Source organism: Acididesulfobacillus acetoxydans, assembly GCF_902729405.1.
Taxonomy (GTDB): domain Bacteria; phylum Bacillota; class Desulfitobacteriia; order Desulfitobacteriales; family Desulfitobacteriaceae; genus Acididesulfobacillus; species Acididesulfobacillus acetoxydans.
In genome coordinates this window covers 2,038,972-2,065,055 of the sequence record NZ_LR746496.1, presented here as the reverse complement: position 1 = coordinate 2,065,055, position 26,084 = coordinate 2,038,972, and the positions used below count along the sequence as shown (strand labels likewise).

Below are 26,084 nucleotides of genomic sequence, written 5' to 3'. Positions count from 1 at the left end.
TTTTTTAATCTATAATCACTCTTTATCTTCCGTTTCCATCTCAATGCCAAACATCCCGGCCAGATCCCCGTTATCGATAATCCGCCCGCTCTTGCGGCCTGATTTCTTAAGCAGGGTCTCTGATTTGCGCACAATTGCCTGGGTGACTAGTTCTTCAACCTTCAGATTGCGCAAGACGAAAAAGAGAGCGGGATCCTCGTCCAAGCGGACACCGACGCCATAAAGCACTGCCGCTACATGCTTGCACATCGTCGCCCAATCCGGACAGCTGCAACTCAGTGATATTTCTTTGGGAGCCGGGAACAATCCCTTCCCCTGGACCGTAAACAATTCGGCCAGCGCTTTGGGAAACTTGCCTGCCAGCAGTTCGGGCAAGGAATCTATTTTACCTTCACAAGCCGAGGTAATGGCCAGCCAATTGCGCTTGCTCAGAGGTTGAACGGTGATTTCGACCCGATATGGCTTGGCTGAGCTTCCCTGGACGAGAGCCGCGACCTTACCCGGCGCGATCCGCAAATCCAGTACGGCTCCGCGGCGAACATAGCTGCGTCCTCTTCCCAGGCGGTTGGCATAATCTGAGTAACTTTCCAGGTTGTCGTTCCAGGCTTTGCCCCACCACGTCCGGGCCAGTTTCCGACCTTCTATGATGACTGGGGCAATCTCCGGATTTTTCTTCCTCAGCTTCTCCAGACTCTTTTGCGCCTTGGCTCGTTTTTCCGCGACCGAGACATATTGCGGGAATCCATAGTAAGCCACCGCTATACCTCCTCCTCGCCCAAAACTCTCACGCTTTGAGAGTCTGACTCCCACGCCCCTTTGGCAACGCCATACCCCGAGGGCATCAGAGTTGTTCCTGAATCACACCCCCGCCGCTCCGTAACGCAGCCGAACATCCCTTCAGGCCCTTGTTGATCCGCCGCTCCGCTCAAAATGATCCTCCTAACTCAGTCTGAACAACTCCATCAATTCCCGATTGTCCATTCCCGTAAGCCAGTTTTCCTGGATGTCCGGAATAATCTCCTGGGACAATTTGCTCTTCTCCTCGATCAGTAAATCGATTTTTTCTTCGATTGTCCCTTTAGTTATAAACTTATGGACCACGACATTTTTTAGCTGCCCGATCCGGAAGGCCCTGTCCGTAGCCTGATTTTCCACCGCCGGGTTCCACCAGCGGTCAAAATGGATAACATGGTTGGCTGCAGTCAGGTTCAAGCCCACACCCCCGGCTTTAATCGAAAGGACGAGGAACGGCACATATTCCGGGCCCTGGAATTTCTCCACAATCTGCTGCCTTTTGCTCACAGGGGTTTCTCCGTGCAGAACAAGCCCTTGATGCTGGAAGACCCTCGCCAGGAATTCTTGCAGCGGTCCGGTAATTTCTTTGAACTGAGTAAACACCAGGACCCTTTCTCTTTTGTCATAAATCGTTTCGCAGATTTCCCGCAGCCGGGCATATTTCCCGCTCTCGCTTTCCGCATAGAGATCCTGCCCCAGATATTGATCCGGATGGTTGCAAATCTGTTTGAATTTGAGAAGGGAAGCCAGGATCAGCCCTTTGCGCTCGATCCCCGGTCCGCCCGCTTCAAGCTTTCTTTTTATTTCCCGGACCAGGGCGTTGTAAAGGGCCGCCTGCTTTTTCGTAAGCGCGGCAAATGCTTTCATTTCGATCTTTTCCGGCAAATCAGCGATTATCGTTTTATCCGTCTTTAACCTTCTGAGGATGAAGGGGCTGACCACTTTTTTCAGCCGGGAATAACCTGCCCGGCTTTCCTGTAGTTTTTTGGCAAAATCGGAAAACTCCTTGGCACTTCCTAAAAGCCCTTTGTTTAAAAAGTCGAACAGGGACCAGAGATCGGTTAGGCGGTTTTCAACCGGCGTCCCGGTGAGGGCTATTCTATGAGCCGCTTTGATTTTTTTCACCGCTCTGGTCTGTTTAGTTCCGGGGTTCTTAATCGCCTGGGCTTCATCCAGGATCAGGGAATCCCAGGTCACCTCTGCCAGCCAAGCATAGCGTAAGAGCATGCCATAAGTCGTGATAAATATATCATATTTCCTGAGAAAAGAGGAGATGTCCGCGCCGTCCGGCAGTTTCTCCCCGGAAGGGTGCAAAATACAGTATGTCAAGGAAGGGGCAAATTTGCCAATCTCCTTCACCCAATTGGCTATCAGGGACGCCGGCACGACTAACAGGGCCTTTTCCGTTTCTTCCGCCTTGTCGCGCTTCTGCGTCCGCAGATAGTTCAAAAGCGCGATCACTTGGATCGTTTTGCCCAGTCCCATATCATCGGCCAGGCAAGCTCCCAGTCCCAAAGACTTCATGAAATTCAGCCAGGACAGCCCTTTATCTTGGTAGGTCCTCAGTTGAGCCTGAAAATCCCCCCCCGCGGCTATAGGTTTTATTTCTTCCGGACGCGTCAACCGGGTCACGACCGTGCTCAGCCACTCCCCGTTGCTTATTTCCAATTCGCAGGCTTCCTGGGGAACGTTTAGGATTTTGGCGGCTTGCAGTTGAAAACGCATAGCTTCCACCAGGGTCAGATCCGTTTTGTCCTTGAGCTTGAGGGCCCGTTCATAAGCCGCTAAGGTTTGTTTCAGTTTTTCGTGGTCCACTTCCACCCATTTGCCTTTGATAAAGGCCAGCCCCTCCGTTTCGGAAAGCAGCTGTCGTAATTCCTCAACCGTCATCTCTTCTTCACCCAAGGATAATCGGGCGTCAAAGTCGATCAAAGCCTCAGCCCCCAGACGGGAAGGGACTTTATTCCCGATGGTCACTGATAGGCGCAAGGAATTCGCTTTGGTCTTCCACCAGTTAGGCATGCGGCACAGAATCCCCGCGCCTTCATAGAGCGGGATTTCCCGCAGAAATGTATACGCTTCGACGCCGCTCAGGCCGAGTGGGTGAAATATCTCCCCGGAGTCCACAAAGTCGGCAATCAACTCGCTTTTTTCCGCCGCCTTATTCACCGTTGCGAGAAGCTCCAGCAGTTTCTTGTTATCTTCCTTGTACTGTACCAAGGCATTTTTTAGCGGCAGATGCTTTGATTTTCCCTTTTGGCCCGCGCCGGAAGAGTAGGTAGCCAGAAACGCAAAGGGATAATCCCCTTCCTTGCTTTCCACCAGATGAAAGAAAACCCGCCCCACAGGCTGTATCCCCGGGCTCTGGGCGGCAAAATATTGGGCGACGCTCCCCCGGTAAGTCTTGATTTCTCCGCAAAACACCTCATTCATTTGGCGCCAAAGCGTCTCCAGCCAATCCGGATTCAGATTCTCCGCGCCGTTCATATAGGGGGCATCCCCTAACATCCGTTCAATGTCTTTCCCTTCCGATTCAATAACTGCCTGCTCTCTTAAGAACTCCAGATCCGGAGTTTGGGCAAGCGCTTTGACAAAAGAAGCAGCCAAGGCTTTGAGAAAACGAAGGGAAGCGGACAGTGGTGCCGTTGGCTCGGCAAAGCCGAGAAAAAGGAGAAATCTCTTGGGATCCTCCCGGTATTTTTCGTACAATTCTTCCTGCCAAAGTATTTGCCGGTTGTCGAGTTCGTCTCCCGCTATCTCCCAGTCCAGTTCGAATCCTTCCTGCCGGATTAATACGATCAGTTCTTTAGTTCCGCTCGCCAAAGAATCCACCCTTCCAAACTCAGCCCGATACCCATAAAACCTTTTCTACCTGAACATTTTTTCTACGTTTGAGCTCGCGATAGCAAAAATTCCGAACCCCATGATAACGAGGGCAGACAATCTGCCCCTCCTTCTACCTTCGGGCCGAAGCATCAATGACGTGCTCCGGAAACACAGGAGGTATCGGCGTCTCTTTAGGCGTACTCATCACGATGGCAGTTCGGGTTCTTGCGACACCGGGTATGCTTTTGAGCTCATCACTCACCACACGTTCCAAATCTCGTGTTCCTCTGCACCGTACTTTTAGCAAGTAATCATGCTCGCCGGCCACATGGTGGCATTCCTGCACCTCTTGCATTTCCGCCATCTTTTCTAAAAAAGGCTGGCGGTGTTCCGGACGTTCCAAGGTAACCGCAACGAAAGCCGTCAGACCACAGCCGACGGCTTCGGGATCGACGACAGCGGCAAAACCCTTAATTATCCCTTGCTCCTCCAGACGATGCACACGTTCTGCTGCGGCGGGGCTCGACAGTCCAAGACAAACCGCAAGGTCTGCCCATGATATGCGGGCATTTGCCGTCAATTGGGAAATAGCCTTTAAATCGATAGCGTCCAAGCCGTCTCACCTTTGTTTCCTTTGTTTATGTAGCTATTATACTTCCTATTTAAACAAATTGCAAGCAAAGAAGACTCGGCTGGCGCCAAACCACCCCTAACGTCCTTTAAACTCGGGTTTTCTCTTTTCCCCAAATGCCTTTACGGCTTCCTGAAAATCCTCAGTCCCGCCGCTCAGGGCATGATAGGAAGCTTCCAATTCCAGAAAATCGAGCAAGTTGAAATTCAGGCTCTTATTCAGCATTATCTTGGTCAGACCCAGAGCGCGCGTCGGACCGTCAGCCAAACGCCGGGCGAGTTGCCAGGCCGCAGCCGGCAGTTCCCCGTCCGGCACCACTTTACTCACCAGGCCGAACTCCCGGGCCATCTCAGCACCGAAACTGTCGGCTGTCAAGGTGAAGAGTTTGGCCCGGTTGAGACCAATGGCTCTGGGAAGCAAATACCCGCCGGCAAAATCAGGTGTTAACCCGAGTTTGAGAAAAGAAAGCGCAAAATCCGCTGATTCGGCGGCTATGAGAATATCCGCCGCTAAAGCGATACTTAACCCGGCCCCGTAGGCATAACCGTTGACAGCCGCAATCACCGGCTTCTCGAGATTGATGAGCTCGAGCAACCAGCGGTAGACGGTTTTCAGGGCCTCCCGTCGGCCGGAGGCCCCCTGGCTTAAGCGCGCCAGCATGCCTTTGATGTCTCCGCCGGAGCAAAAAGCCCGGCCTGCCCCGGTCAGGATAACGGCTCGCACCCCCTCATCATCGCGGACCCGCACGACAGCTTCTCCTAAGTCCCTGCTCATATCAAAATCGAGAGCGTTCAAGACTTCCGGTCTATTCAAAGTAATAATGCCGACTCCTTCCCTTTTTTCCAGGGTCAAAGTGGTAAACTTCGTTAACTCCATTGACTCCATTCACTCCTTCTCTCCAGGTTCTTCGGGACGCCTCACGCGACTTAGTCCCCATCAAATCCTCCGCCCGGCCGACCGTCGATTCGAGCCTGCCCTCATGGCGTAGATCCACACTGCTAACTCAGGTATCCGCCGCCCTGACACATTGCTGAGCAAAAACCCGCCCGCCTCACCTTTCGTCCGGAATCCCAAAAACGCCGGACCTACAACGTCCAGTGGTCTAAATCGAATTCCTCTTTCCCCTTGTAACGGTTAAAAATATAGTGGCGATATTTGATATATTCCGCCTCATCCACGACGATCCCTTCCCCGCGCAGAATTTCGGCAAACTGTTTCATGTCCGGCGGGCAGCCTTTTACAGCAATGGCATGTTTGATCCGGGAATTCCCTTGATTCAGAGCCACGGCGCAGTGGCCAAAAAGAATCGTGTGCTCAAAACCCGCGGCTGCCATTTGCTGCTTCCCGCTCACCAGTTCCACATTGGGAAAGGGCACTCCTTTATAGGCCGATGACAGGAGAATGAGCATGGGATTATACTGCATCGAACAGCCTGTGCAGAGGGAATTATCGTATTTCCGGATGGCGAGCCCGCCAATTCCCCGCTTCTTGAAACCGGCCGGACCCGTGTCGTCTTCTGTCCATTCCCAGTCATAATCCACGAACTCACGCTGGGTCTCAACGTCCTCTCCTCTGATGTCTATATCGCCGAGGTTCAAGCCATACCCTGCCCGTGCGGCAAAATCCCTCAGATAGGGAACATCTTCCCCTTTATAGCCCAGTACATTGGCTCCCACTAAATCACAGGCCAAGGCATCCCGCGAGGCGATGAGCAGATTCTTACGGTAGGCTTTGCCCGTGGGCCCGGGTCCTTTTTCCAAAGTGTAAACCCCGTCAATGAGCGTCAGAGCGACGGGAAGCTTCTCAATGATCCTGGGAAAAGTCAGGAGCAAGTCAAATTCACCCGTGCCGTGGCAGAACATTTTCGATTTACGGTTGAGAACCCCTTTCAAATTTTTGATACCCAGGGAAACCTTGGCCTGATTATGGGTTTTCAGCACGGGGACATTGATAATCTTGTCCGCTGCCAAAACGCTTTTGGCCAAAGAGAGTTTGAAGGAACCAAAGTCCACTTCTTCGAATTTTTCCTGATTAAAATCAACCAGCCGCACCCCATAGCGTTTGGCCAGCTTATCATAGCCAATCGTCTCGAAGATCGATTTATCCTTAACTTGTATGTTAGGCAAAGGTGCTTCACCAATCGTCAGGTGATCAAAACCCGCTTCTTTAAGCACTCTGACCAGAGCCTGCATCACTGTAGTTGTGGTTACAACCCCATAGGGCGGAAAGGGCAGATCGAAATCCCAGCTCACAATATTCGGTTTTATCAGGATCTTGTCATCCCTTTTCAGCCCCGCCAAACCATCGCACAGCTCAATCACACTTCGTACAGATTCATAAGGGTCTTGGAATTTTACCAGGGATACCCTCGGTTTCATCATCTTCGTAGGTCCTTTCTTGGCATTTTGAAAGTAGCTTTAGCCTGTTTGCGGAAAAACGGTGTTAAATCATGAATGCTTCTCTTACGGCTAAGCAAAACGTTTATAGGGTACTTCGTTTCCAGAGCAGGCCGTTCCCATTGCACACCGTTCCTAGAGTATTATTACTAATTACTGCATTCGCCGGCAAATTCCTTCTTTCTACTCCGACATCTCCTCCAAATCAAGCAACCCACCCTTCTTCAGGTTTTAAGCGTGGGTTCATCCAAGCGTGAAACTCCCACTTCTCCGGACCTCCATGAAGTGGGAGTGGTACCCCGTGCCCCGCGTCGGTGGGGGTAGACTCAGCCTTCGGCCGTCATTGTCCACCGGACAATGACGCCTTCGGCATAAAAGCATAATTTCACACGCCCAGTGCCTGCAGCGATAGTCATCCTCAGCCGTCGGGTCATCCTGTGACAGCGTGCGGCTTCGGCGATAGTCTCCACTGGAAACTAACGTCATCGGAGACTATCGTCACCGAAGTCATCCTCAGCGCACAAGTATTCTTTGAAAGCTTGCGGTTCGGCGATAGTGTCCACAGGACACTATCGTGATGTTCAGCTTTTGTTGAACGAGTTCACCCTATGTGGGTAACTCTTAGCCCGCGGGAGGGACAACCGAGAAGATGAACGGTCTTACTCGTAACTGTAGAAACCTCGGCCAGTTTTTTTGCCCCATTCCTTCTTGACATATTTCTCAACAATCAGAGGGGACGGCTTGTCTTTCGGGTCCCTGGTTTCCTGATAGCGCTCCATCCCGATGTCATACACCAAATCGATGCCGGTTAAATCCATCAGACGGAACGGTCCCATGGGATGTCCCAAAGCCTGGGTCACCGCAGTATCTATCTCCTCAGGGGTGGCAATTCCCATGTCCGCCAGAAACACAGCTTCGTTGGTGATAGCAGCCAGGATCCGGTTGACGAGGAAACCGTAAATTTCCTTCTTCAGCCAGACGGGGGTTTTGCCCATTTTTTCAGCCAAATCCACCGTAACCTGCGCTGTCTCGTCAGAGGTATGGGGCCCCTGCACGACTTCCACAAGTTTCATGACCAGAGCCGGATTGAAGAAATGCATGTTGCACACTTTATCCGGGCGTTTGGTTGCGTCGGCAACTTTCGAGCTCACGATAAAGGAGCTATTCGTGGCCAAGATAGCATGGGATGGAGCCAATCTATCAATGTCTGTAAAAAGTTTGCGCTTGACATCCAGTTGTTCCACCGCCGCTTCAATGACGTAGTCGGCGTCGCTCACTGCTTCTTCCAAACTTAGGGTAAACTTCAGATTGGCCAAGGTACGCTCAGCGATATCCTGGGACAGCTTTCCCTTCGTAACCCGTTCAGGGAGATATTTTTTGGCAAAATTCTCCGCTTGGCTGAGCATCCCGGAGCTAATGTCGGTTACACTGACTTGATAACCTGCCAGGGCGGCGCTGATGGCAATCTGATGCCCCATATTGCCGGCGCCCACCACAGATATTTTTTTGATATCTTCCACTTTCATCGTTTCAATGCACCTCCGCAAAGTTATTTTCTACCCTTCTCAACTGTCCTTAAGCAGCCTGCGCAGCAATTTGCCCGCTCCTGTCACCGGAAGGGACTGACGAAGCTCCACAGAACGAGGGGCTTTATAGTGGGACATGCGCTCCCTGGCCCAGGCGATGATCCCTTCCTCTGACACACTCTTCCCCGGTTTTAAGACCACAAAGGCTTTCACGGCTTCACCTCTTTGCGGATCCGGCACACCGATCACCGCCACTTGGGCAATTGCATCATGGCGGATGAGCATTTCCTCGACTTCCTCCGGAAAAACACTGTAACCGGAAACCTTGATCATTTCCTTATAACGCCCGCAAAAGACCAGATATCCGTCCTCATCCAGTTGGCCCATATCTCCGCTGTGAACCCAACCATCTCTCAGTGTCACGGCTGTGGCCTCAGGCCTGCGCCAGTATCCTTGAAAAACCCCCGGATTGGAGACGAGTATCTCCCCCGTCTCTCCGGGACCTTTCTCCGCCCCGGTTTCCGGATCGATAATCTTGATCTCCGTTTCGTAGGTCGGTATACCTTGGGTTCCCCATTTCACTGCTTCTGAAGGCATGAATGTATCGCCGGTATGGGTTTCACTTAAACCATAAGCAGCCTCGTGCAGAGGACACCCCCTTGTAAAATTTCGCCAGGCCCGGTCGAGTTCTTCCGTCAGAGTAATGCCAAAACTGGTGCCAATGTTGTTCTTAAGAGATGAGAGATCATAGTCCCCGGCCTGAGGAACCTGCATGACGGCGACATTCATGGGAGCGATACTGTACCACCAAGTACAATGATAGCGATGGATCGCCTGGAGAACGGCGACCGGGTCAAACCTGTTCAGCAAAACAGTTGTCGCTCCGGCATAAACCGTCACATTGAGTCCCATTAACATTCCGGCAATGTGATACAGAGGAACCACGGAGAGCAGAACATCGCTGTCCCCTACCTGATTGCTCTGAGCTGCGGCCGCTGCCTTGAAGAGCGCATTGCGATGGGTTAACATCGCTCCTTTCGGTTTACCGGTGGTCCCCGATGTGTAAACCATTAGAGCCAAATCATCAAGAGCCAACTTCTCCAACGATAGGGCCATTTGCGCCGCACTGCCTGCCACATCCGCAAGGACTGTCATCAGGTCATACGTCCCGGGGACCTGCCGTTTGGGCGCACGAAGTTCATCAGGAACGTTTAACAGAGGAGCCAGCGGTAAAAAGTCCCCGTAACTGGTCAAGATAATATGTTTGAGCGCGGTTTTATCCTTGATCTTTTCGACTACGCCGTAAAGACTGTCTGCTGCCACCAGAACCTGAGTGTCAAGATCGTTGAGTTGATACTCCAGTTCCCATTCTTTGAAGGCAGGGCTGCATGGGCTAACGATTGCCCCAAGTTTCTGAATACCAAAATGGACGATAAAATACTGAGGTGAGTTGGACAGAAAGAGGGCCACCCGATCCCCTTTCTTCACCCCCAGACCAGCCAGAAAAGCGGCGAAACGGTCACTGAGAACATCCAGTTCGCTGTAGCTAATGGCCCTGCCGTACCATTGAATCACCGGCTTATCTGGGGTCCTCAGCGCATGTTCCCGGAGGTACTCGGGCAGTGGCTTGGCACCCAGGCGGTACTCCAAAACCTGAGACAAAGACCGTGGCCACCCTTTCTTTGGATTCATACGGACTCCTCCCTTTCCGTCATACGGACTCCTTCCTTTTCAGCGCGCGCGGCAAAAATCCACCTCTTTGCCTGCCTAGTCGCCGAACAGCCTTCTGGGGTTTTCTATCAGGAGCATGTCTATCTGCTCGTCGGTAATTCCTGCCTTTTTCAGAACCGGAATTACTTCCTCAAAGATGTGGGTGGGATGCCATTGGGCCAGCATCTGTTGTACAACCGGGGGCAAAACAAGGGGTCTGCCTAACCAAAAGTTTACTGTGTCCTGGGACAGCAGAATTTGTTTGCCATACCCGGTACCCATTAAGCCAATCAGCACTGCCTCCCGCACCGCATCCAAAGGCGCTCCGACCACTCCTTCCAGGCCAAAGCGGTCAAAGCCAACAAAAACCCCGGTTTTTAGCACACGAACATGATCGGCTAACTGGGTATTGCCACACATATGACCAATCAAGATCCGGCTGGGATCGGCCCCAGCGGAAATGAGCAGTTCCGCTTGTTCAGCCCCCATGGTCCCTTCCTGAGTGTGCGTGATAATTGTGACTCCAGTTTCCTTCTGGACCTTGGCCGCTGCCCGGAAAAACATCTTCTCATAGTCAGTGATAACATCTTTGCTGGAGGCCAGTTTGATAACCCCCGCTTTGATTCCCGTTTTCCCAATCCCTTCAGTCAGTTCTTTTTCGAACATTTGGTAAACTTCAGTTTCCGCATCCCCCAATCCGGCCCGGAATTTGAAGTAGGCCGGGGCTGATTCTCCCTCATAGTAATAACCGGTGGAACAAACAATTTGCAGTCCTGTCTTTTCTGCAATTTTTCTTAAGAGATCCGGGTTTCTGCCACACTCATTGGTCGTGGCGTCCACCACCGTTTTTACCCCATGAACTTTAAGTTTTTCCGCCACGTCAATACCCGTCTGCAGGGCCGCTTCCGGGTCGAATTCCCCTAAAGTGGTATCTCCTTCAAATCCGGCATAACCAAACACAAAATGTTCATGAACCAGGGTTTTCCCCAACTTATCCGCACCTACCGGACCTAACACCGTATTCACTGTAGCCATCACGGTCATTTCACCCTCTCTTAAATAGTTACCCGATTGCAAAGGCGGAGGTGAGTGGAAGTGACTCCCACGCTTACCCTTCTTGAGCCCTCGCCCTTTCTTGTTCCTGCAACTTGCGCCAAAGGACTTTGCCGCTGGCCGAGACCGGAAGGCTCTCCACAAATTGGACGCTGCGCGGGTATTTATAAGACGACATCTTGTCCTTGGTCCACTCAATGATCTCTTGTTCCGTCACCTTGCCTCGCTCTTCCTCATGCAAAATGACATAGGCTTTGACTGTTTCTCCTCTTTTAGGGTCCATTACACCAATTACGCAGGCCTGCTGGATGGCCGGATGTTTAAACATGATAGACTCGACTTCCGTGGGCCAAACTTTAAAACCGGCAGCATTAATCATGCGCTTGATCCGATCCACCATAAAGAAATACCCGTCCTCATCGTATTTAGCAATGTCGCCCGTACGGAAAAACTGTTTTCCTCCGATTGTGATAAAAGCTTTCTTAGTTTCATCCGGGCGGTTCCAGTACTCTTTCATCACTTGGGGCCCGTTCACGACCACTTCACCTGCTACCCCGCATCCCAACTCTTCCAACGTCCCGGGAGCGACAATCCTGGCATCAACGTCGAAAGACGGAATGCCCAAACATTGCAACTTCGGACGGTCCGGTGGATTGAAATGGGTTTGGGAAACTGTCTCACTCAAACCGTATCCTTCTGCATATCTCACCCCCAGGAGTTGAAAGAGCTTTTCACCCACTGCTTCCGGCAGAGGCGCACCCCCGCCTCCCACAAACGCCAGAGATTTAACATTATATTTACTCAGGTTGGGATTCGCCAGAAAATCTACCACCATGGTCGCTATGTTTACCCAGTGAGTACATCCGAAACGCTCGATCAAAGCAGCGGCCAACTCCCGGTTCCAGCGGGTCAGCAACACCATCGTTCCCCCGGCAAAAATCGGTGCGTTCATGCTGTGTTGCATTCCAGTCACATGAAATAACGGTAACGTTGTCAAAGAAGTGGTATTGGCCGTCATTGAGGTCCATGCAGCTGAACCGACTGTATTCGCGTTTACAGTCCCATGGGTGTGAACACATCCTTTCGGTATGCCGGTTGTCCCTGATGTATAAGGCAGAAGCGCCATGTCAGGCTGAGAGACCGTCGACGGGCCCGGTTCCAAAGCCCCGGAAATGGCCTCGTTCCAGTAAATTGCCTTGGTATTCCCGAAGGTCAGGCGTGCTGCCCCTACTTCAGGAGGAATTTCCAAATCAAAATCGGGTGAACTATAATCACAATAGGCGGCAATGATCACGTGCTGCAAGTGAGTGCTCTTCTGCAGCGGGGCAATGCGTTCATAGAGTTCTTGCCCAACCACAGCGACCGTTGCCTGGCAATCGTTGATATAAAACTCCAGATCAGCAGTAACATGCATCGGACTCATAGGGACCACCACGGCACTTGCCCGTAAAATGGCATAATAAGCGATCATAAACTGCGGTGAATTTTGCATAAAGAGCAGAATGCGATCCTTTGGGGCGACTCCTAGCTTAATTTGCAAAAAGCCGGCCAACTTTTCAACTTCGTCTTGAAAACGCCGATAAGAAACCGAACCGCCGTAATAATGGATGGCAATTTTGTCGGGATACCTCCGCGCGGAGACAGCAAGGTTGTCACATAAGCTGGTCTCCGGTACAATTAAACTTAGTGGTAAGCGCTTAGGCCAAAATTCATAGTGACGAGTCCTCATCATAATTTAACCTCCCTCCAAGAATCGACAAATTAGTACTTGGTTTTAAGCCCAGCTATTTTGGAAATCAGACGCTCCCTCAATTTAAATTGACTTTAGATTAATTGGGCTTAGCCCAACTTAACTTAACTTATAGCCTACTTCTACTTCGCCCTGGGTTCCATACCGGCGATAGCCCTGACGATGTCCTTCTTGGACTCCAGGTCATACTGGGAGGTGATGGCAATCTGCTCCATAATCGGGGATCCGCCCCCATGATAAGATCCATACTGGACGGAGCCCGTAGAGCCGGAGAGGCCAAAATCGATGAAGTTCAGCCAGAACTTAATTTGCTCCTCGATGGGGATCTTCGGGTTCCGGTTGAGATACTTCTCCAACAGCGCTTTGGTTTCAGGGTTGGTCAAGTCCTTTTCGTAGGGGAAAGTCGCAGGCATACCCCCGGCAATATTGCACAGAATCTCCTGCTCGTGAAACACAGCCTCACCGGTCAGACATCGGCCGACATTGGCATAGATAGAGTTCGGAATATAGCTGCCGGGGCCATATGGCACAAGACCCATCCCGGGCATGTAGACTTGGGGCTGGCCCAGGGCGGATGCCGTGTAGCCGGCTGCATATCCGAGTTCCCCGGTCATAATCAGTTCAGACAGCATGTTGCGCACATGCGGGGTCTTCTCAATCCCATTAATTTCCGCTGCCAGCGCCGCCAGACCAATCACATAATCGAGCATGGCCGGTTTGCAGCCAGAGTAAGAATGACGGTGGAACAAGGCAAACAGCGAAGCCGCGATGCCGCCGTGCCGGATTTCCCCGCAGAGAAAGACTCGTTCCCAGGGAATGAAGCAGTCGTCAAAGATGACATAGGAATCCGTATAGCCGTATTCGATTCCTCTCTCATAGGTGTCGCGCTTGCGGTAATTGTGGAAATGGACCACCTGTTTGACCCCCTCATAGTCTGAGGGAACCGCAAAAGCCAGGGCATAAGCTTCTTCGCCCTTTTGCAGAGCTCTGTTCGGTACCACCAGGATCTCATCGGAGATCGAAGCCTCCGAAATATGAACCTTGCAGCCGCGGACAACGATCCCGTCATTCCGCTCTTCCACCACATGCACATACATATCAGGGTCAATCTGCTCAGCCGGCCGTTTCAAGCGCTCGCCCTTGACATCGGTCTGCGCACAGCTGGCTACGAGGTCTTCTCTCTGGAAGCGCTCCAGCCACTTCAGCCAATTGTCATGGTAAGCCGTTTTGGCCTTAGGAGACTTCTGAGCCTCATAGGATACCGCATGAATTGCATTAGCGGCGTCAATCCCCATGCAGCGTTGAATACACTGTCCGACTTTGTTGACGAGCATTCGGGTCATATCTTGCTTCTTGTGCAGGTCTTCTGCGTTCTGGTGAATGTGGTTAAAGCGGTTGATGGTTTCCCCCGTGATGTGGGAAGTCGCCGTACAGAGGTCCTTACTGGCGGGATCCCAAACCGCGTCAAAAGTCAAGCCCATGACGTTAAGAGCACCTTGCTGGCGTTCATCCAGCCGATCGATCTTTTCACCGTTGAAGAAGAGGTTATGGTTCATTTTGCCTAACCGTTCGATATACTCAGCCCTTGTTCTCATATTCATTCCCCTTTGCTAATTCGTGGTCAATGACCCTGCTGTCGTTTGGGTTGCTTGCCCGCAGGCCGCGACATATGAATACCCGGCGATATGAATACCCGGTGACGCGAAAGCCCGACCCCCTTCTTTTCGCATTATTCGGAAATAGGTTATTCCTCATAAGTCATGCGAGAATTCGAGAATTAGTGTTGCAAGAGTCGTGCCAAGCATGTCAAAACCCAGAAAACCCTCCCGGCTGGCAAACAGACCGCAGAGGGTTGCAACACTTGTATGAAATGTATATAAAGCAGTGATGTCTTGACGGTGTTCCTGTATACTAAACATACAGACCGCGCTTTTGCTGGTGGGACGAACTAACTTTGACCCCTACTCCCCTGATAAACAAGGCTGCACACCCGGCACAGACTGCCAGTCCTTGGCCTTCACGAATACCTCTTTCCCCCGAAAGACGATACCCAGCTTGATGATCTTCTGGATTCCCAGCTCAAGCAGTTCCTGCTGATAGCCCTTCGCTTCGATCTGCTGTAAGGCGAGCTCTGCAATCGGTTCCAGATCCTTGGCTTCCTCCGGCTCGACACTCTTAAACTCGAGAATGAGGCCCGCCTGGCTCGTATCCCGGGGGATGACCATGACATCATAGCGTCCATACCCGCCCTCGCGGTTGGACTTGATTTCATAATCAGAACGCAGCCCTACCAGGAGGCCCAGCACAAAGGCATGATAGATTTTCTCCGGCACTTTTCCGCCGGTATCGAAGTAGCTAAAGCTGCTTTGCACATATTCCCGGAAGTGGCTGGCAAAGACTTCAATCTGCCCACGGATCAAGCTTTTCAACATAGTCTTCAGAAACTCTGAATGGACAGAATCACTAAACCAGGATTTTACGATCACGCGATAAATCGTCTGCACTTCCCGATTCGGTATCGCCAGACTGCAGACCATCTCTCCGTCGACGATTTCCCGGCTGATAGGCTTGAGATAACCGGTAAAAAGCAAAAAACTCCAGACGTTTTGGTCATTTTTCTCGACGTCGCCCATGGAGATATTCTGGTTAATGGTTTTCACCACGGCAGTGCCCTGCAAAAGATCTTCCAATACCATCTTCAAAGCCGGTCCGCCCCGGCTGATCAGGCGATGAACCAATTCGTTATCGCTGGTGTTGACCCAATAGGGTTGCAAACCACCCTTCCAATTCTGCGCGTATTTGAGAATCGACCAGGGGTTATAGATCACGGCATTCCCAAAAATATAACCGTTATACCAGTTGCGAACTTCATTTATCTGCGATTCTATTCCATAATAATTCAAGAGCTCTTCGACCTCTGTTTCCAGAAAGCCAAACTGCTTACAGTAAGGTTCATCTAATAGGGTCCACACCGATAGATTATTGAGCCCTGAAAAAAGGCTCTCCCGCGCGACCCGCATTACGCCGGTCAAGACTGCCTTTTCCAAATAGTTATTGTCTTTTAAGGCAGCCGTCATAAAATTGCGCAGGAACGAGATAAGCGGATCATAGTATTGTTTGAGATAGGCCTGCTGTATAGGGACATCGTATTCGTCGATCAGGATGACCGTCTTCTTACCGTGATGTTTGGTCAGAAACTCCGATAATTTCTTAATGCTCCCAGCGTAATCCGCTTCACTGCCTTCCTCCATGCTGACCCGTCGAAAATACTTCTTATCCATATCGCTCAGAACGGGGGAATCCAGCAAATAAAGGTGCCGATTATACTCCGTATAGATTAACTGCACGAAGCTGTCATAGGTTACTGCCCAGGTATTATGTTTAAGATCCTTAAAGGTCAGATAGATCACGGGGTATTGCCCCTGTTTAGCCATGCAGTCCGCATGCCGGCTGATCGCCAGGTTCTCGAAAAGTGCACTCTGATCCAGCGCTGATTTTTCAAAGAAATAGCGCAGCATGGACATGTTGAGGGTTTTGCCAAAACGGCGTGGACGGGGCAGGAGAATTATCTCCGAGCCATCCTCGAGAATGTCTTTTATAAATAAGGACTTATCGACATAGTAGTAAGCTCCTGTGAGCATTTTCCGGAAATCGCTGACGCCGATGGCGATTCTTTTCTTCATGGATTCAGCCCCCAAATCATCACATCCTTATTTTCTATCTTACCCTATTTCTGGGAATATGCAAAGAGTCAGTCGGATTTTCTCTGACTGACTCTTTAAGTAATTTCCGGGATGACGGTACGTTCACTTTCTTTTTTCTTGTAGGCCGATGACATGAGAATGAGCATTGGATTAATGCTTGAATCCTTTTCTCTTCTCTGACCGATAACCCGCCAGATCGAACGTATCTGCTGTCAGACCTTCATTTTGAAGCTTGAATTTCTCAATCCTTCCTGTTGGCGTACGTGGAAGCCCGCCTACGATCCTAATATAACGCGGCACCCAAAAGAAGGGCATGTTTTCCACACAATAATCAATGATGTCTTGCGGCGAAATCGTTTCTCCGACCTTCGGAACGATGACTGCCATAACCTCATCCTCACCCACCTCAGAAGGAGCAGGTATAACTGTTGCCTCCGCCACCTGGGGGTCTTTCAATAACAGCTGCTCAACATCGTAAGAAGATATGTTTTCTCCCCGCCGACGGATGGCATCCTTCACTCTATCGACAAAATACAAGTAACCAGCCTCGTCAAAATAACCGGCATCACCCGTATGGAACCACAATCCTTTAAAAGCCTCCACCGTTTGTTGTGGCATACCGTAATATTCCAAAAATATCGTCCAGGGAATCTTAGGCCTAACCACAATCTCACCAGTCCTTCCAACCGGTAGAAAATGTCCCTGCTCATCCATAATACGTGCCTCAACGTGAGGACCTACCAGCCCACAACGCCCAGGCGGATTCTCTCCGGCAACCACAATATCATACGGTGACGAAATCGGAATACCAACCTCCGTACTCCCGTAGCCGCCTGTAAGCGAGAGATTAAAACGTCTCTTGGCCTCCAGCCACACTTCTTTAGACGAATAGGCGATAGCCGTCAGAGATCCGTGTTCCTGCTCTAAACTGGAAGGCGGCAGCTTAAAAAGCATCTCCAATATGGGCCCTACGGCATGAAAGTGAGTGATATGATACTTCTTGATCTCATCCCAAAACGTTGCGGGAGAAAATTTCTCCACGAGAACCATTGTGGCATTGGCAAGCAGGGAAGAAATGGTTGCCAGATCCAAGGCCATAATGTGAAATAGGGGAAGGTATACATAAACGACACTATCCCCGGTAACTCCACCTACATCAAGCATAAACAACGCCGTCGTAATAAACTGCGCATTGGAGTCCACGACAACCTTAGAACGTCCCGTCGTCCCCGACGTCAGGATCATCGCACAAGGATCTTTCGGCAATTCAACTGCCTTTACTGCTGGATTAGATGTCACTGTCAGTAAAGCTTCAAGAAATTGATACTTTTTGTGAAGCTTCGAGAAAGACTCATTCTGGTGTTCGCCTATAATTACCAAACTTTGTATATTATCAAGTTCTTCTTCTACCTCTCGATAAGCCTCTAACAAACGGGCATCCAGAACCAGGTATTTGGCTTCTGCAGCTTTTAGATTGTAGATTAATGGTTCCTTTATAAAAGCCGTGTTCACCGTGACAGGTATTGCTCCTAATTTCAAAATAGCAAAATACGAAAATATCCACTGTGGGGAATTTAAAGCAAAGATCGCTATTTTATCCCCACTTCTCATGCCCATCTCATAAAAACCGGCTACGAGATTATCTGTCAGCCTGTCAACTTCTTTAAAGCTATATTTCTCTTCACCAGAGATTAACCAGATCTTATCCCCGTTTTCTTCGGCTTTTCGAGTTACCAACTCCGCAACGGTAGGATAACGCTGTAACGCTTCCTCATAAATGTCTTGCGGATAAAAACCTTTTTTCTCCTCCAGTATAGGAGGAAACCATTCAATACTCATATAATCCTCCATTCAACTGAAATAGCCCGTTTCGAATAATTCCTTATTTCAAAAGACTAAGAAACCTGAATTCCCCCGTCTCCCCAGTATTTCTTGCGCAGCTCCCGTTTGAGGATCTTCCCTGTTTGCGTGCGCGGTATGCTCTCGACAAAGTCCACCGACTTTGGCACCTTGAACCGAGCCAGATGTTCCTTGCAGTACCCGATAAGCGCTTCCGCCGTGAGCACCGCACCCGGCTTAAGTACTACGATAGCTTTCACGACTTCCCCCCACTCTGAATCAGGAACACCAATCACTGCGGCATCCTGGAGCGCATCCAGCTGCAGTAAAACCTCTTCAATCTCCACAGGATAAACATTCACTCCACCTGAAATAACCATATCCTTAGCCCTGTCCACAAGATAGTAATATCCCTCATCATCCTGCCGTGCCATATCACCGACCGTTGCCCATTCATCATTCAAAAAGGCCTCCCGCGTAGCTTCCGGGTTATTCCAATATCCTCGGAATCCACAAAGCCCCCGCGAATAGAGAATACCCACCTCACCCGGTTTAACCGCTTTCCCTTCTCGGTCAAATAACTTAAGCTCCACGTCCTGTAACGGTTTACCCACACAGCGCTCCTTGCGCAACTGATCTTCGTCCCGCAAAACAGTGGATACACCCAGTTCGGTGCTCCCGTAGAATTCGTGCAATTCAGCCTGCCGGAAGAATTGTTTAATTTTCGCCTTGGTCGGGGTGTGTAAAGGTGCACCCCCTGAGATCACAACGCGCAGGCTGCTGAGGTCACAGCGGTTTAAAACCTCTGTCGGTAAGGTAAACAAGCGATCATACATGATCGGCACCATCATGGTCCAGTTGACCTTGTACTTTTCAATGGCCTCCAAAACCCGATCCGGCATATACCTTGCCAAAACCACCTCCGTCCCGCCCGTAACCAGCGTCGCCAGCAGCCAGGCACAGGGTGCGGCATGATAAAGCGGCGTCACTACCAGTTGCCTGTCCCCGGAACGAAGACTCCATTCGACGCTAGCCGCCATACCTGTATGAAAATTCTCCATATACCCTCTGACGGCACCCTTAGGCCGGCCCGTAGTCCCCGAGGTATAGAGGATCATATGAACATCGCTGGGCCGGATATCAACGGCTATTTCTTCCGGGCTGGAGGAACGAATCAACCCTTCATATGAAAACGCATCTCCAATATCGCTTTCACCCGTCACGATCAAGTGCTTCAGTTGCGGCAGCCGCTCACGAATCGAATAGACCAATTCGATGTATTCAGGATTGGTAACCAAGGCCGCCGCACCGCAATCATGGAGTTGGTAGGCCAGTTCCTCGGCTTTGAAATTCGTATTGACCGGGCTCATGACAAACCCGGCTTTGGTCGTGGTCACATAGGTTTCCGGGAATTCAAAACCGTTGTTTAACAACATTGCAACCCGGTCACCCTTTTTCAAGCCGAGCCGATACATCCCCCGGCCCAGCCGATTGGTCCGCTCCCACATTTGCGCCCAAGTCTCCTGCCGATCCTCGAAGACGATCGCCAACATATCCGGGTTTTTCGCCAGATTCATCTTCATGCTGCTGACCAGATTGTTCGAGTAATGGGTCTTCGGAAGAGAAAAATCCATATCCCCCGCCATTTTAAATCCCCCTTTTTCTAATCTGCCGCACCCTACATCAAGAATCCAAACTTCAAAACACCTTACCTCTATGACCCTCTTGTCTCAGTGAATACCCCAGTGAGCACCTTGCCAAGATTAGGATCAAACTTCCAGCGGTGTGCCCATACCTAACCCCGCTGATTACCCACAATACAAACTGAAGCGACCGCATAGGACGGCTGACCTCCCAGGTTATGCGTAAGTGCCAGCCGCGGATTGTTAATTTGCCGTTTCCCCGCCTCCCCTCTCAACTGTAAATAGGCTTCGTAGAGCATGCGCAGACCTGTCGCCCCGACTGGATGTCCAAAAGACTTCAGCCCCCCGTCAGGATTCACCGGTAAGCCCCCACCCAATTCATAAAAACCGCTTTCCACATCCCTCCATCCCTTTCCACGCGGGGAAAGCATTAGATCCTCGTAATTCACCAACTCCGTAATCGTAAAGCAATCATGGACTTCGGCCAAACTGATCGCTTCCCTGGGGTTTCTAATACCGGCCTCCTGATAAGCCGCCTGAGCGGCAAAATGGGTTTCCAGCACCGTGGTATAGTCATAATCCTGATGCCGTTCACCAAAACCGGAACCGGCAGCAATCGCAACAGCTTTCACATAAACCGGATTTTTATTATACTTATGGGCATCCTCAACCCGGCAAATCAGGGCACACGTCGCTCCGTCCGCCACCCCTGAGGAATCCATAATGCTTAAAGGATAAGCCACCATAGGCGATTTTCGGATCGTTTCCATGGAAACTTCCTGCTGATACTGCGCTTTGGGGTTCAAAGCCCCATTATGATGATTCTTCCAAGCGATCCTGGCCATAACCGTTTTCAAATGATCCATAGAAAGCTGATATTTATGGGCGTAAGCCGGTGCCAAAAACGCAAACCGAGCCGGTGCCGACGGTTCCAGCGTGGTTCGGTCTGCGTGTGGCATTGGAGTTTCTAAACCGCTGTAACCCGAATCCTTCAATTTCTCTGCCCCAATCGCCATTACCAGATCATAGGCCCCGGAAGCCACCGCATAACAGGCATTTCTGAAGGCATCCGTCCCAGTCGCACACATATTCTCCACCCTGGTCACAGGTTTGAAGAACGTTTTCATCGTTAGAGAAAACGGTAAAGCCCCGGTGGTGCTGGATGTAAAGCTGCCAAACCAGAAAGCTTCCACATCTTTTATTTCTATCCCAGAGGTCGCCGTGCAATCGGATACGGCTTCCACGATGAGATCGTCCAGACCGGCATCCCAGCGTTCCCCAAACCGCGTACAACCCATGCCCACAATGGCCACCTTATCTTTGATACTGCCAGCCATCGCCATCCACTCCTAACTTAACGCGTGTCTACACGCCTTTATTCGGTCTCAAATTCCAACCCTTGAACTTCGCCTTTCCCGACTCACAAGCGCCTTCTAGGTATCGTTTTCCAAAAATAAACCGGCAGCCCCTCCGCTGCGAACAAGCGGCGAAAGGTCAGGTCCAATTCCAGACCAATACTCAGTTCATCGGCCTCGTAATCCGTCGCTTGGCAAACCAATCGTCCACCTCCTTCAAAGTCAATCACCGTGAGGGCCACCGGCGGATCGGGTGAAAAAGCTAAGCCATCCAGCGTATACGTGACCAACCTCGCACCCCGGCCCTTAAAGGAGTATTCTTCCATCTGATCGATGGCCTGACAATGAACACACACCCTTTGCGGGGGGAAATGCGGTGTTTTACAGACCCGGCAACGACTACCGCGCAAGGCCAGGATCTTCCCCAGATTACGGGTACGATCCGGAAGCGACGGTCGTACTAAAGGCGGACGCCGCGGCGCTTCCCAAGGGAGCAGATTGCGCCACCTCAGGTATTTGCCATAGGTGATCGGATGAACAGGTCCCTCCACATACCCGCCAACTCCCCTGCGTGGCGGCAAATCATGAATCGCCTCCGTCACTTGCAAAACGATGGCATCACTCCCGTCCCCATAGGTTATCCATAACACCTTATCGCCGGGTTTAGCTGTTTCTAAAACACGAATCAAAGCCAGCGGGCCACAAGCGCTTCCCGTATTGCCAATGACATCAATCAGATTATCAGCGACCTGTTCCGGGCGAAAACCGAGCTTGGCTGCAAGGCTCAGATGATCCTTGGCCTTCATTCCATAAATCACGACCTTGGCAAAATCTTCTGCCTTTAACCCTGCTTTCTGCATGGCCTTTTTCCCCACTTCCAGCGGGAAGCGGCCATAACCCTGACTGTACCAAAACCTTTCTTCCCAGGTCTCGACAAAACGGCTTTCCGCAAGACGCCAATTATCATAAAAATCAACGGACATACTTTCATAATCCAGAATTTCTGCAATCACATTTTCATTCCCCAATAGAAAAGCCGCTGCCCCATCTCCGAATAACAATTCGTTTAAACCGCCGACCCTGCCCATCCTGCTATCGCTCACCGCCACCAGCATCTGCTGCCCTTGACGGGCCGCATCCAGAGCCGCCAACAGCGCACTTGAGCCGGCACGCAGGGAGCCCAATATATCCATCGTCCGGCAGTTGGCTGGCATATCTAAAACACCCGCCAGCGTCGGAGCAACCAGTTTTTCTCCAAAAGGTGACGTCGTACCGGCAAAATACACCCCATCAAACCGGGACGTATCAAGTCCGCTGGCGCAATCCAGCGCAGCCGCCACAGCCATCGTCAGAGTATCCTCATCAAAATTGGCAACGGCCTTGGCACCGGGTAATCCGGATTCCCCCTGTGCTTCTTTAATCGCCTTACGTTCCAGCCTGCTCCACGGGATATACCCTCCAAAGGCAACAATCCCCGCCATCACTCACACCCCCTATGCCTTATTCGTTTTCCTTCTTATAACGATAAAACCCTCTGCCGCTCTTACGGCCAAAATCGCCGGCCCGCACCTTGTTCCGCACTCCCGTGCCTACCCGGAACCGCTCACCAAAAGCATCCCGCAGACCATCGGCGACTCTAACCATCGTATCGATGCCACTGAAATCAAAGAGTTCAAACGGTCCCATCGGATGACCCAGGGCATATTTTAATGCCTTATCCACATCTTCAATGCTCACCAGTTTTTCATCATACACTCGCGTCGCCTCCACCATTAGGCCCGCAAGCAGGCGATTCACGATAAATCCAGGCGTATCCTTACAAACAATCGTTTCCTTCCCCATGCTTTGGGCCAGTTCCTCGATCGCAGCCACCGTCTCCTCTGACGTATGTTCACCGACCGGTATCTCCACCAGTTTCATCACCTGGGCCGGATAAAAGAAATGCATGCCAATAACTTGTTCGGAACGCCCCGTCACAGCCGCAATCTCTGTGATGCTCAGTTGACTTGTATTCGTCGCCAGCAGCGCCGATGATTTTGCAATCTGATCCAACTGAGCAAAAACCTCCTTTTTTAGACTCATGATTTCAGGAACAGCCTCGATAATGAGATCACACTCAGCTAAATCAAGCACATTCTGCGAAAACTTGATCCGACCCACAATTCCCTTAGCTGACTCTTCTGATAATTTTCTCGACTGAACACGTTTCTCTAACAGTTGGGTTATCCCCAGCCGGGCCTTCTCCAGAGACTCCTGGACCGTATCCACCAAAACCGTCTCACAGTCCGCCTGAGCAGCCAGTTGAGCAATCCCATGCCCCATTAAACCCGCTCCCAAAACACCCACCGTACGAATCGCTTTCCCCCTGACCATCTTCATTCCTCTCCTTTCGAGAACTTTCCGTGTCTCCCCATTCCGTTCACAAACTTGTCCGCCCCCTGCCTGGGCTCACCCTTTGCCATGACGTTAAGGCCCTGTTGAAATTCATACGCCATCGCCTGATCAAACTCCATATTTTGGCCACGGTACGCTGCTTCCCGATCACTGCGTAAACAAACCTGGGGGAACTCAGCAATTTGAGCCGCAAGTTTTTCCGCCTCTCGCCGGGCCGTGCCCGGTTCAACCAGCCTATTGGCTAATCCGATAGCCAGAGCCTCCTCAGCGCCCACCGGCCGACCTGTGAGGATCATATCCAAAGCACGGCTCAAACCGAGGAGCCGCGGGAGACGTTGCGTACCCCCATCAATGAGCGGCACCCCAAAGCGCCGGCTGAATACCCCCATAATGGCATTTCTTTCAACAACCCGCAGATCACACCAACAAGCCAGTTCCAGTCCACCCGCCACAGCATATCCTGAAATCGCGGCGATCACCGGCTTGGATAAACGCATCCGCGTCGTCCCCATCGGACCATCTTGCTCCATATCCTCATTCAACTCATTGATTAAGGAACCTGTCGGATCCGCTAAAGCCTTCAGATCAGCCCCCGCACAAAAGGTTCCTCCCGCACCCCATAAAACAGCAACCCGCAGACGATCATCCTTTTCAAATTCCCGGAAAGCAGCGGCCAATTGTCGAGCGGTTTTACGATCCACTGAGTTCTTCACCTCGGGGCGATTCAGAATAACGGTACATACCTTTTCATTTGTTTTATTCGTTTCAATAAGAACTTCCATGCTCTATCCCCTTTCTTCCAGAACACAACTATGCGTTCCTTGCCCATTTATATTATAATGAACGCTCAATATACATAAAGTTAAAAAATTCTTATCCCCCCTCATTATCCAGGGACTTTCCTGAACTAGATCTCCTCCTGAACCAGATCTCCTCATGAACTAGATCTTCTCATGAACTAGATCTCCTCCTGAACTAGATCTCCTCATGGAAATAGCCGCTTTTCAATGATAGGTCAGCCTTGCATCCAATCGGCACCTAGAAGCTTGACCTAGTCTACAAATAGCCGTTAGCCATCTGCTGTAGGACTTCTCGAAAAATATCCTCCTAACACATCCTGAAAATCCACTGTCAGCTGTTCGAGATTAAGAAAATCCGGCTCGATGGTCCATTGAATGCCTATGCCAAGTCCTAAGCCAATCATCATGGCCGCCAGCAATTCAACCCTGGAGCGATCTTGAATCCCTACCGCTTGCGAAGTGTTCTTGCTCAAATAATGAACAATATAAGAACGAAGATTCTTAAAAAATAAAGCAATGATCTTCTTCACCTTCGGATTATGCTGCGCTTCTCCCAGATAACTCATCAAAACGGCATAAAATTCAGGATTATCTTTAGGAACCGCATGGATGTATTCGATATGTTTCTTCAATTTAACAACAGAATCGCCAATGGGTTCAACCGTCTGCATCACTTGTTCATGCGATTTGCGAAACGCTTCTTTGAGAACCTGTAACAGTAAATCATCTTTGTTTTTAAAGTAATGATAGATGATCCCGGTACTAAGCTTCGCCTCAGCCGCGATATCTTTTATGGATATGTTGGAAAGTCCTTTTTCGATTATACAGTTTTCAGTCGCTTTAATGACCTGTTCTTTCCTGATTTCTTCCATACCTAATTTGGGCATAATTTGCTGCGCTCCAATGCTTAATTTTTCCGTATGTCCAATTAATTTATAATGAACGTTCAATTTATATACTAGCGGAATACATTTTAAAAGTCAACCCTGCCCTTCCGGTTCATCACCCTGCCCCACCTTCCTGTTCTTGCGCTTGAGCCACTTGCGCCAAGGATAGACGGCATAAGAATCCCAGACCATATCAGCCCGGATAAACGGCGCAAAAGCCCTGGTTTTCAAAGCCATTTGCAGAATCAAATCCCGATGTGTGGGGGGACAACCCGCTATTCTCAGCTGTTTGCCGTGAAGATGCGGACTTTGAGCCGCACAGTCTCCAATCACCAGCATTCGGGGAGCCGTGATTTCCTCTTCCGTCCGTCCGATGATCACCGGTATCGCCGGAAGCCGGCCCAACTTTTGGGGCGCGCGATCGTTTAGCATATACAGCCAATCCAGAAAGATCCCTTGACACCCTCCCGTACAATAGGGTGTCCCACTGCGAATGCTTAGAGGCGAGGGGAACTCCTCCACCCGGATCATTCCGGTTGAGAGACCTGCAGTCTTGTTCAGGATCTCTGCCAACGGATAATCGCCCAGAATCTCGATATCATCCAAAGAGACCGGAGTATAGCCTCGCAGGATCGCGGCCTGCAAATGGCCAATTTGCGATGGATCAAGGTGTAACAATTTGGCTGCCACCAGATCGTGCGCCAGCGGGTTATCTGCCACCATGATTAGTCCCAGGGGATGACCATGCTCTCTGAATCTCCCCATGGATAAATCC

At 50.7% G+C, this 26,084-nt stretch carries 20 protein-coding genes; all 20 read right to left on the bottom strand.

What is annotated here, in order from left to right:
* Positions 1-15: 15 nt before the first annotated feature.
* The 20 genes from MNU25_RS09100 to MNU25_RS09005 all read right to left on the bottom strand — a co-directional run bounded on the left by MNU25_RS09100 (position 16) and on the right by MNU25_RS09005 (position 26,074).
* The gene (locus MNU25_RS09100; protein WP_240984785.1) at positions 16-756 is read right to left on the bottom strand and encodes an SWIM zinc finger family protein; all 741 of its coding nucleotides are present in this window, start codon (positions 754-756) and stop codon (positions 16-18) included.
* Between the two features lie 2 nt (positions 757-758).
* On the bottom strand, positions 759-929 hold the full coding sequence (locus MNU25_RS09095) for a hypothetical protein (RefSeq protein WP_240984784.1): 171 nt from the start codon (positions 927-929) through the stop codon (positions 759-761).
* A 10-nt stretch (positions 930-939) separates the two neighbouring features.
* Positions 940-3,618: a DEAD/DEAH box helicase gene (locus MNU25_RS09090; protein ID WP_240984783.1), complete on the bottom strand. Its 2,679-nt coding sequence runs from the start codon at positions 3,616-3,618 to the stop codon at positions 940-942.
* A 133-nt stretch (positions 3,619-3,751) separates the two neighbouring features.
* Positions 3,752-4,234 (bottom strand): Lrp/AsnC family transcriptional regulator, encoded by a 483-nt coding sequence (locus tag MNU25_RS09085; RefSeq protein WP_240984782.1) that lies wholly within the window; start codon positions 4,232-4,234, stop codon positions 3,752-3,754.
* 96 nt (positions 4,235-4,330) lie between these two features.
* Positions 4,331-5,128: an enoyl-CoA hydratase/isomerase family protein gene (locus tag MNU25_RS09080; RefSeq protein WP_240984781.1), complete on the bottom strand. Its 798-nt coding sequence runs from the start codon at positions 5,126-5,128 to the stop codon at positions 4,331-4,333.
* Between the two features lie 209 nt (positions 5,129-5,337).
* Positions 5,338-6,633 (bottom strand): DUF362 domain-containing protein, encoded by a 1,296-nt coding sequence (locus tag MNU25_RS09075; RefSeq protein ID WP_240984780.1) that lies wholly within the window; start codon positions 6,631-6,633, stop codon positions 5,338-5,340.
* 674 nt (positions 6,634-7,307) lie between these two features.
* Positions 7,308-8,174, bottom strand: a complete 867-nt coding sequence (locus MNU25_RS09070; RefSeq protein ID WP_240984779.1) for a 3-hydroxyacyl-CoA dehydrogenase family protein — start codon at positions 8,172-8,174, stop codon at positions 7,308-7,310.
* A 39-nt stretch (positions 8,175-8,213) separates the two neighbouring features.
* On the bottom strand, positions 8,214-9,866 hold the full coding sequence (locus MNU25_RS09065) for an AMP-binding protein (protein ID WP_240984778.1): 1,653 nt from the start codon (positions 9,864-9,866) through the stop codon (positions 8,214-8,216).
* Between the two features lie 75 nt (positions 9,867-9,941).
* A complete protein-coding gene (locus MNU25_RS09060; protein ID WP_306425073.1) occupies positions 9,942-10,919 on the bottom strand; it encodes a phosphotriesterase family protein in 978 nt (325 codons plus the stop codon).
* A gap of 73 nt (positions 10,920-10,992) precedes the next feature.
* Positions 10,993-12,669: a long-chain fatty acid--CoA ligase gene (locus tag MNU25_RS09055; RefSeq protein ID WP_240984776.1), complete on the bottom strand. Its 1,677-nt coding sequence runs from the start codon at positions 12,667-12,669 to the stop codon at positions 10,993-10,995.
* Between the two features lie 140 nt (positions 12,670-12,809).
* Positions 12,810-14,282 carry a 4-hydroxyphenylacetate 3-hydroxylase family protein gene (locus MNU25_RS09050; RefSeq protein ID WP_240984775.1) on the bottom strand — a complete coding sequence of 491 codons (1,473 nt, stop codon included), beginning with the start codon at positions 14,280-14,282 and terminating at the stop codon, positions 12,810-12,812.
* Between the two features lie 366 nt (positions 14,283-14,648).
* Positions 14,649-16,370, bottom strand: coding sequence for an AAA family ATPase (locus MNU25_RS09045; RefSeq protein WP_240984774.1), 1,722 nt, complete (start codon positions 16,368-16,370; stop codon positions 14,649-14,651).
* A 171-nt stretch (positions 16,371-16,541) separates the two neighbouring features.
* Entirely contained in the window at positions 16,542-18,230 is a 1,689-nt protein-coding gene (locus MNU25_RS09040) for an AMP-binding protein (RefSeq protein WP_240984773.1), read from the bottom strand.
* Between the two features lie 56 nt (positions 18,231-18,286).
* Entirely contained in the window at positions 18,287-19,876 is a 1,590-nt protein-coding gene (locus tag MNU25_RS09035) for a class I adenylate-forming enzyme family protein (protein ID WP_240984772.1), read from the bottom strand.
* Between the two features lie 149 nt (positions 19,877-20,025).
* Positions 20,026-21,210: an acetyl-CoA acetyltransferase gene (locus MNU25_RS09030; RefSeq protein ID WP_240984771.1), complete on the bottom strand. Its 1,185-nt coding sequence runs from the start codon at positions 21,208-21,210 to the stop codon at positions 20,026-20,028.
* 83 nt (positions 21,211-21,293) lie between these two features.
* Positions 21,294-22,709, bottom strand: coding sequence for a 3-oxoacyl-[acyl-carrier-protein] synthase III C-terminal domain-containing protein (locus MNU25_RS09025; protein ID WP_240984770.1), 1,416 nt, complete (start codon positions 22,707-22,709; stop codon positions 21,294-21,296).
* 19 nt (positions 22,710-22,728) lie between these two features.
* A complete protein-coding gene (locus tag MNU25_RS09020; RefSeq protein ID WP_240984769.1) occupies positions 22,729-23,601 on the bottom strand; it encodes a 3-hydroxyacyl-CoA dehydrogenase family protein in 873 nt (290 codons plus the stop codon).
* A 2-nt stretch (positions 23,602-23,603) separates the two neighbouring features.
* A complete protein-coding gene (locus tag MNU25_RS09015) occupies positions 23,604-24,404 on the bottom strand; it encodes a crotonase/enoyl-CoA hydratase family protein (RefSeq protein ID WP_240984768.1) in 801 nt (266 codons plus the stop codon).
* A gap of 287 nt (positions 24,405-24,691) precedes the next feature.
* On the bottom strand, positions 24,692-25,309 hold the full coding sequence (locus MNU25_RS09010; protein WP_240984767.1) for a TetR/AcrR family transcriptional regulator: 618 nt from the start codon (positions 25,307-25,309) through the stop codon (positions 24,692-24,694).
* A 93-nt stretch (positions 25,310-25,402) separates the two neighbouring features.
* Positions 25,403-26,074: a hypothetical protein gene (locus MNU25_RS09005; RefSeq protein ID WP_240984766.1), complete on the bottom strand. Its 672-nt coding sequence runs from the start codon at positions 26,072-26,074 to the stop codon at positions 25,403-25,405.
* Positions 26,075-26,084 lie beyond the last annotated feature (10 nt).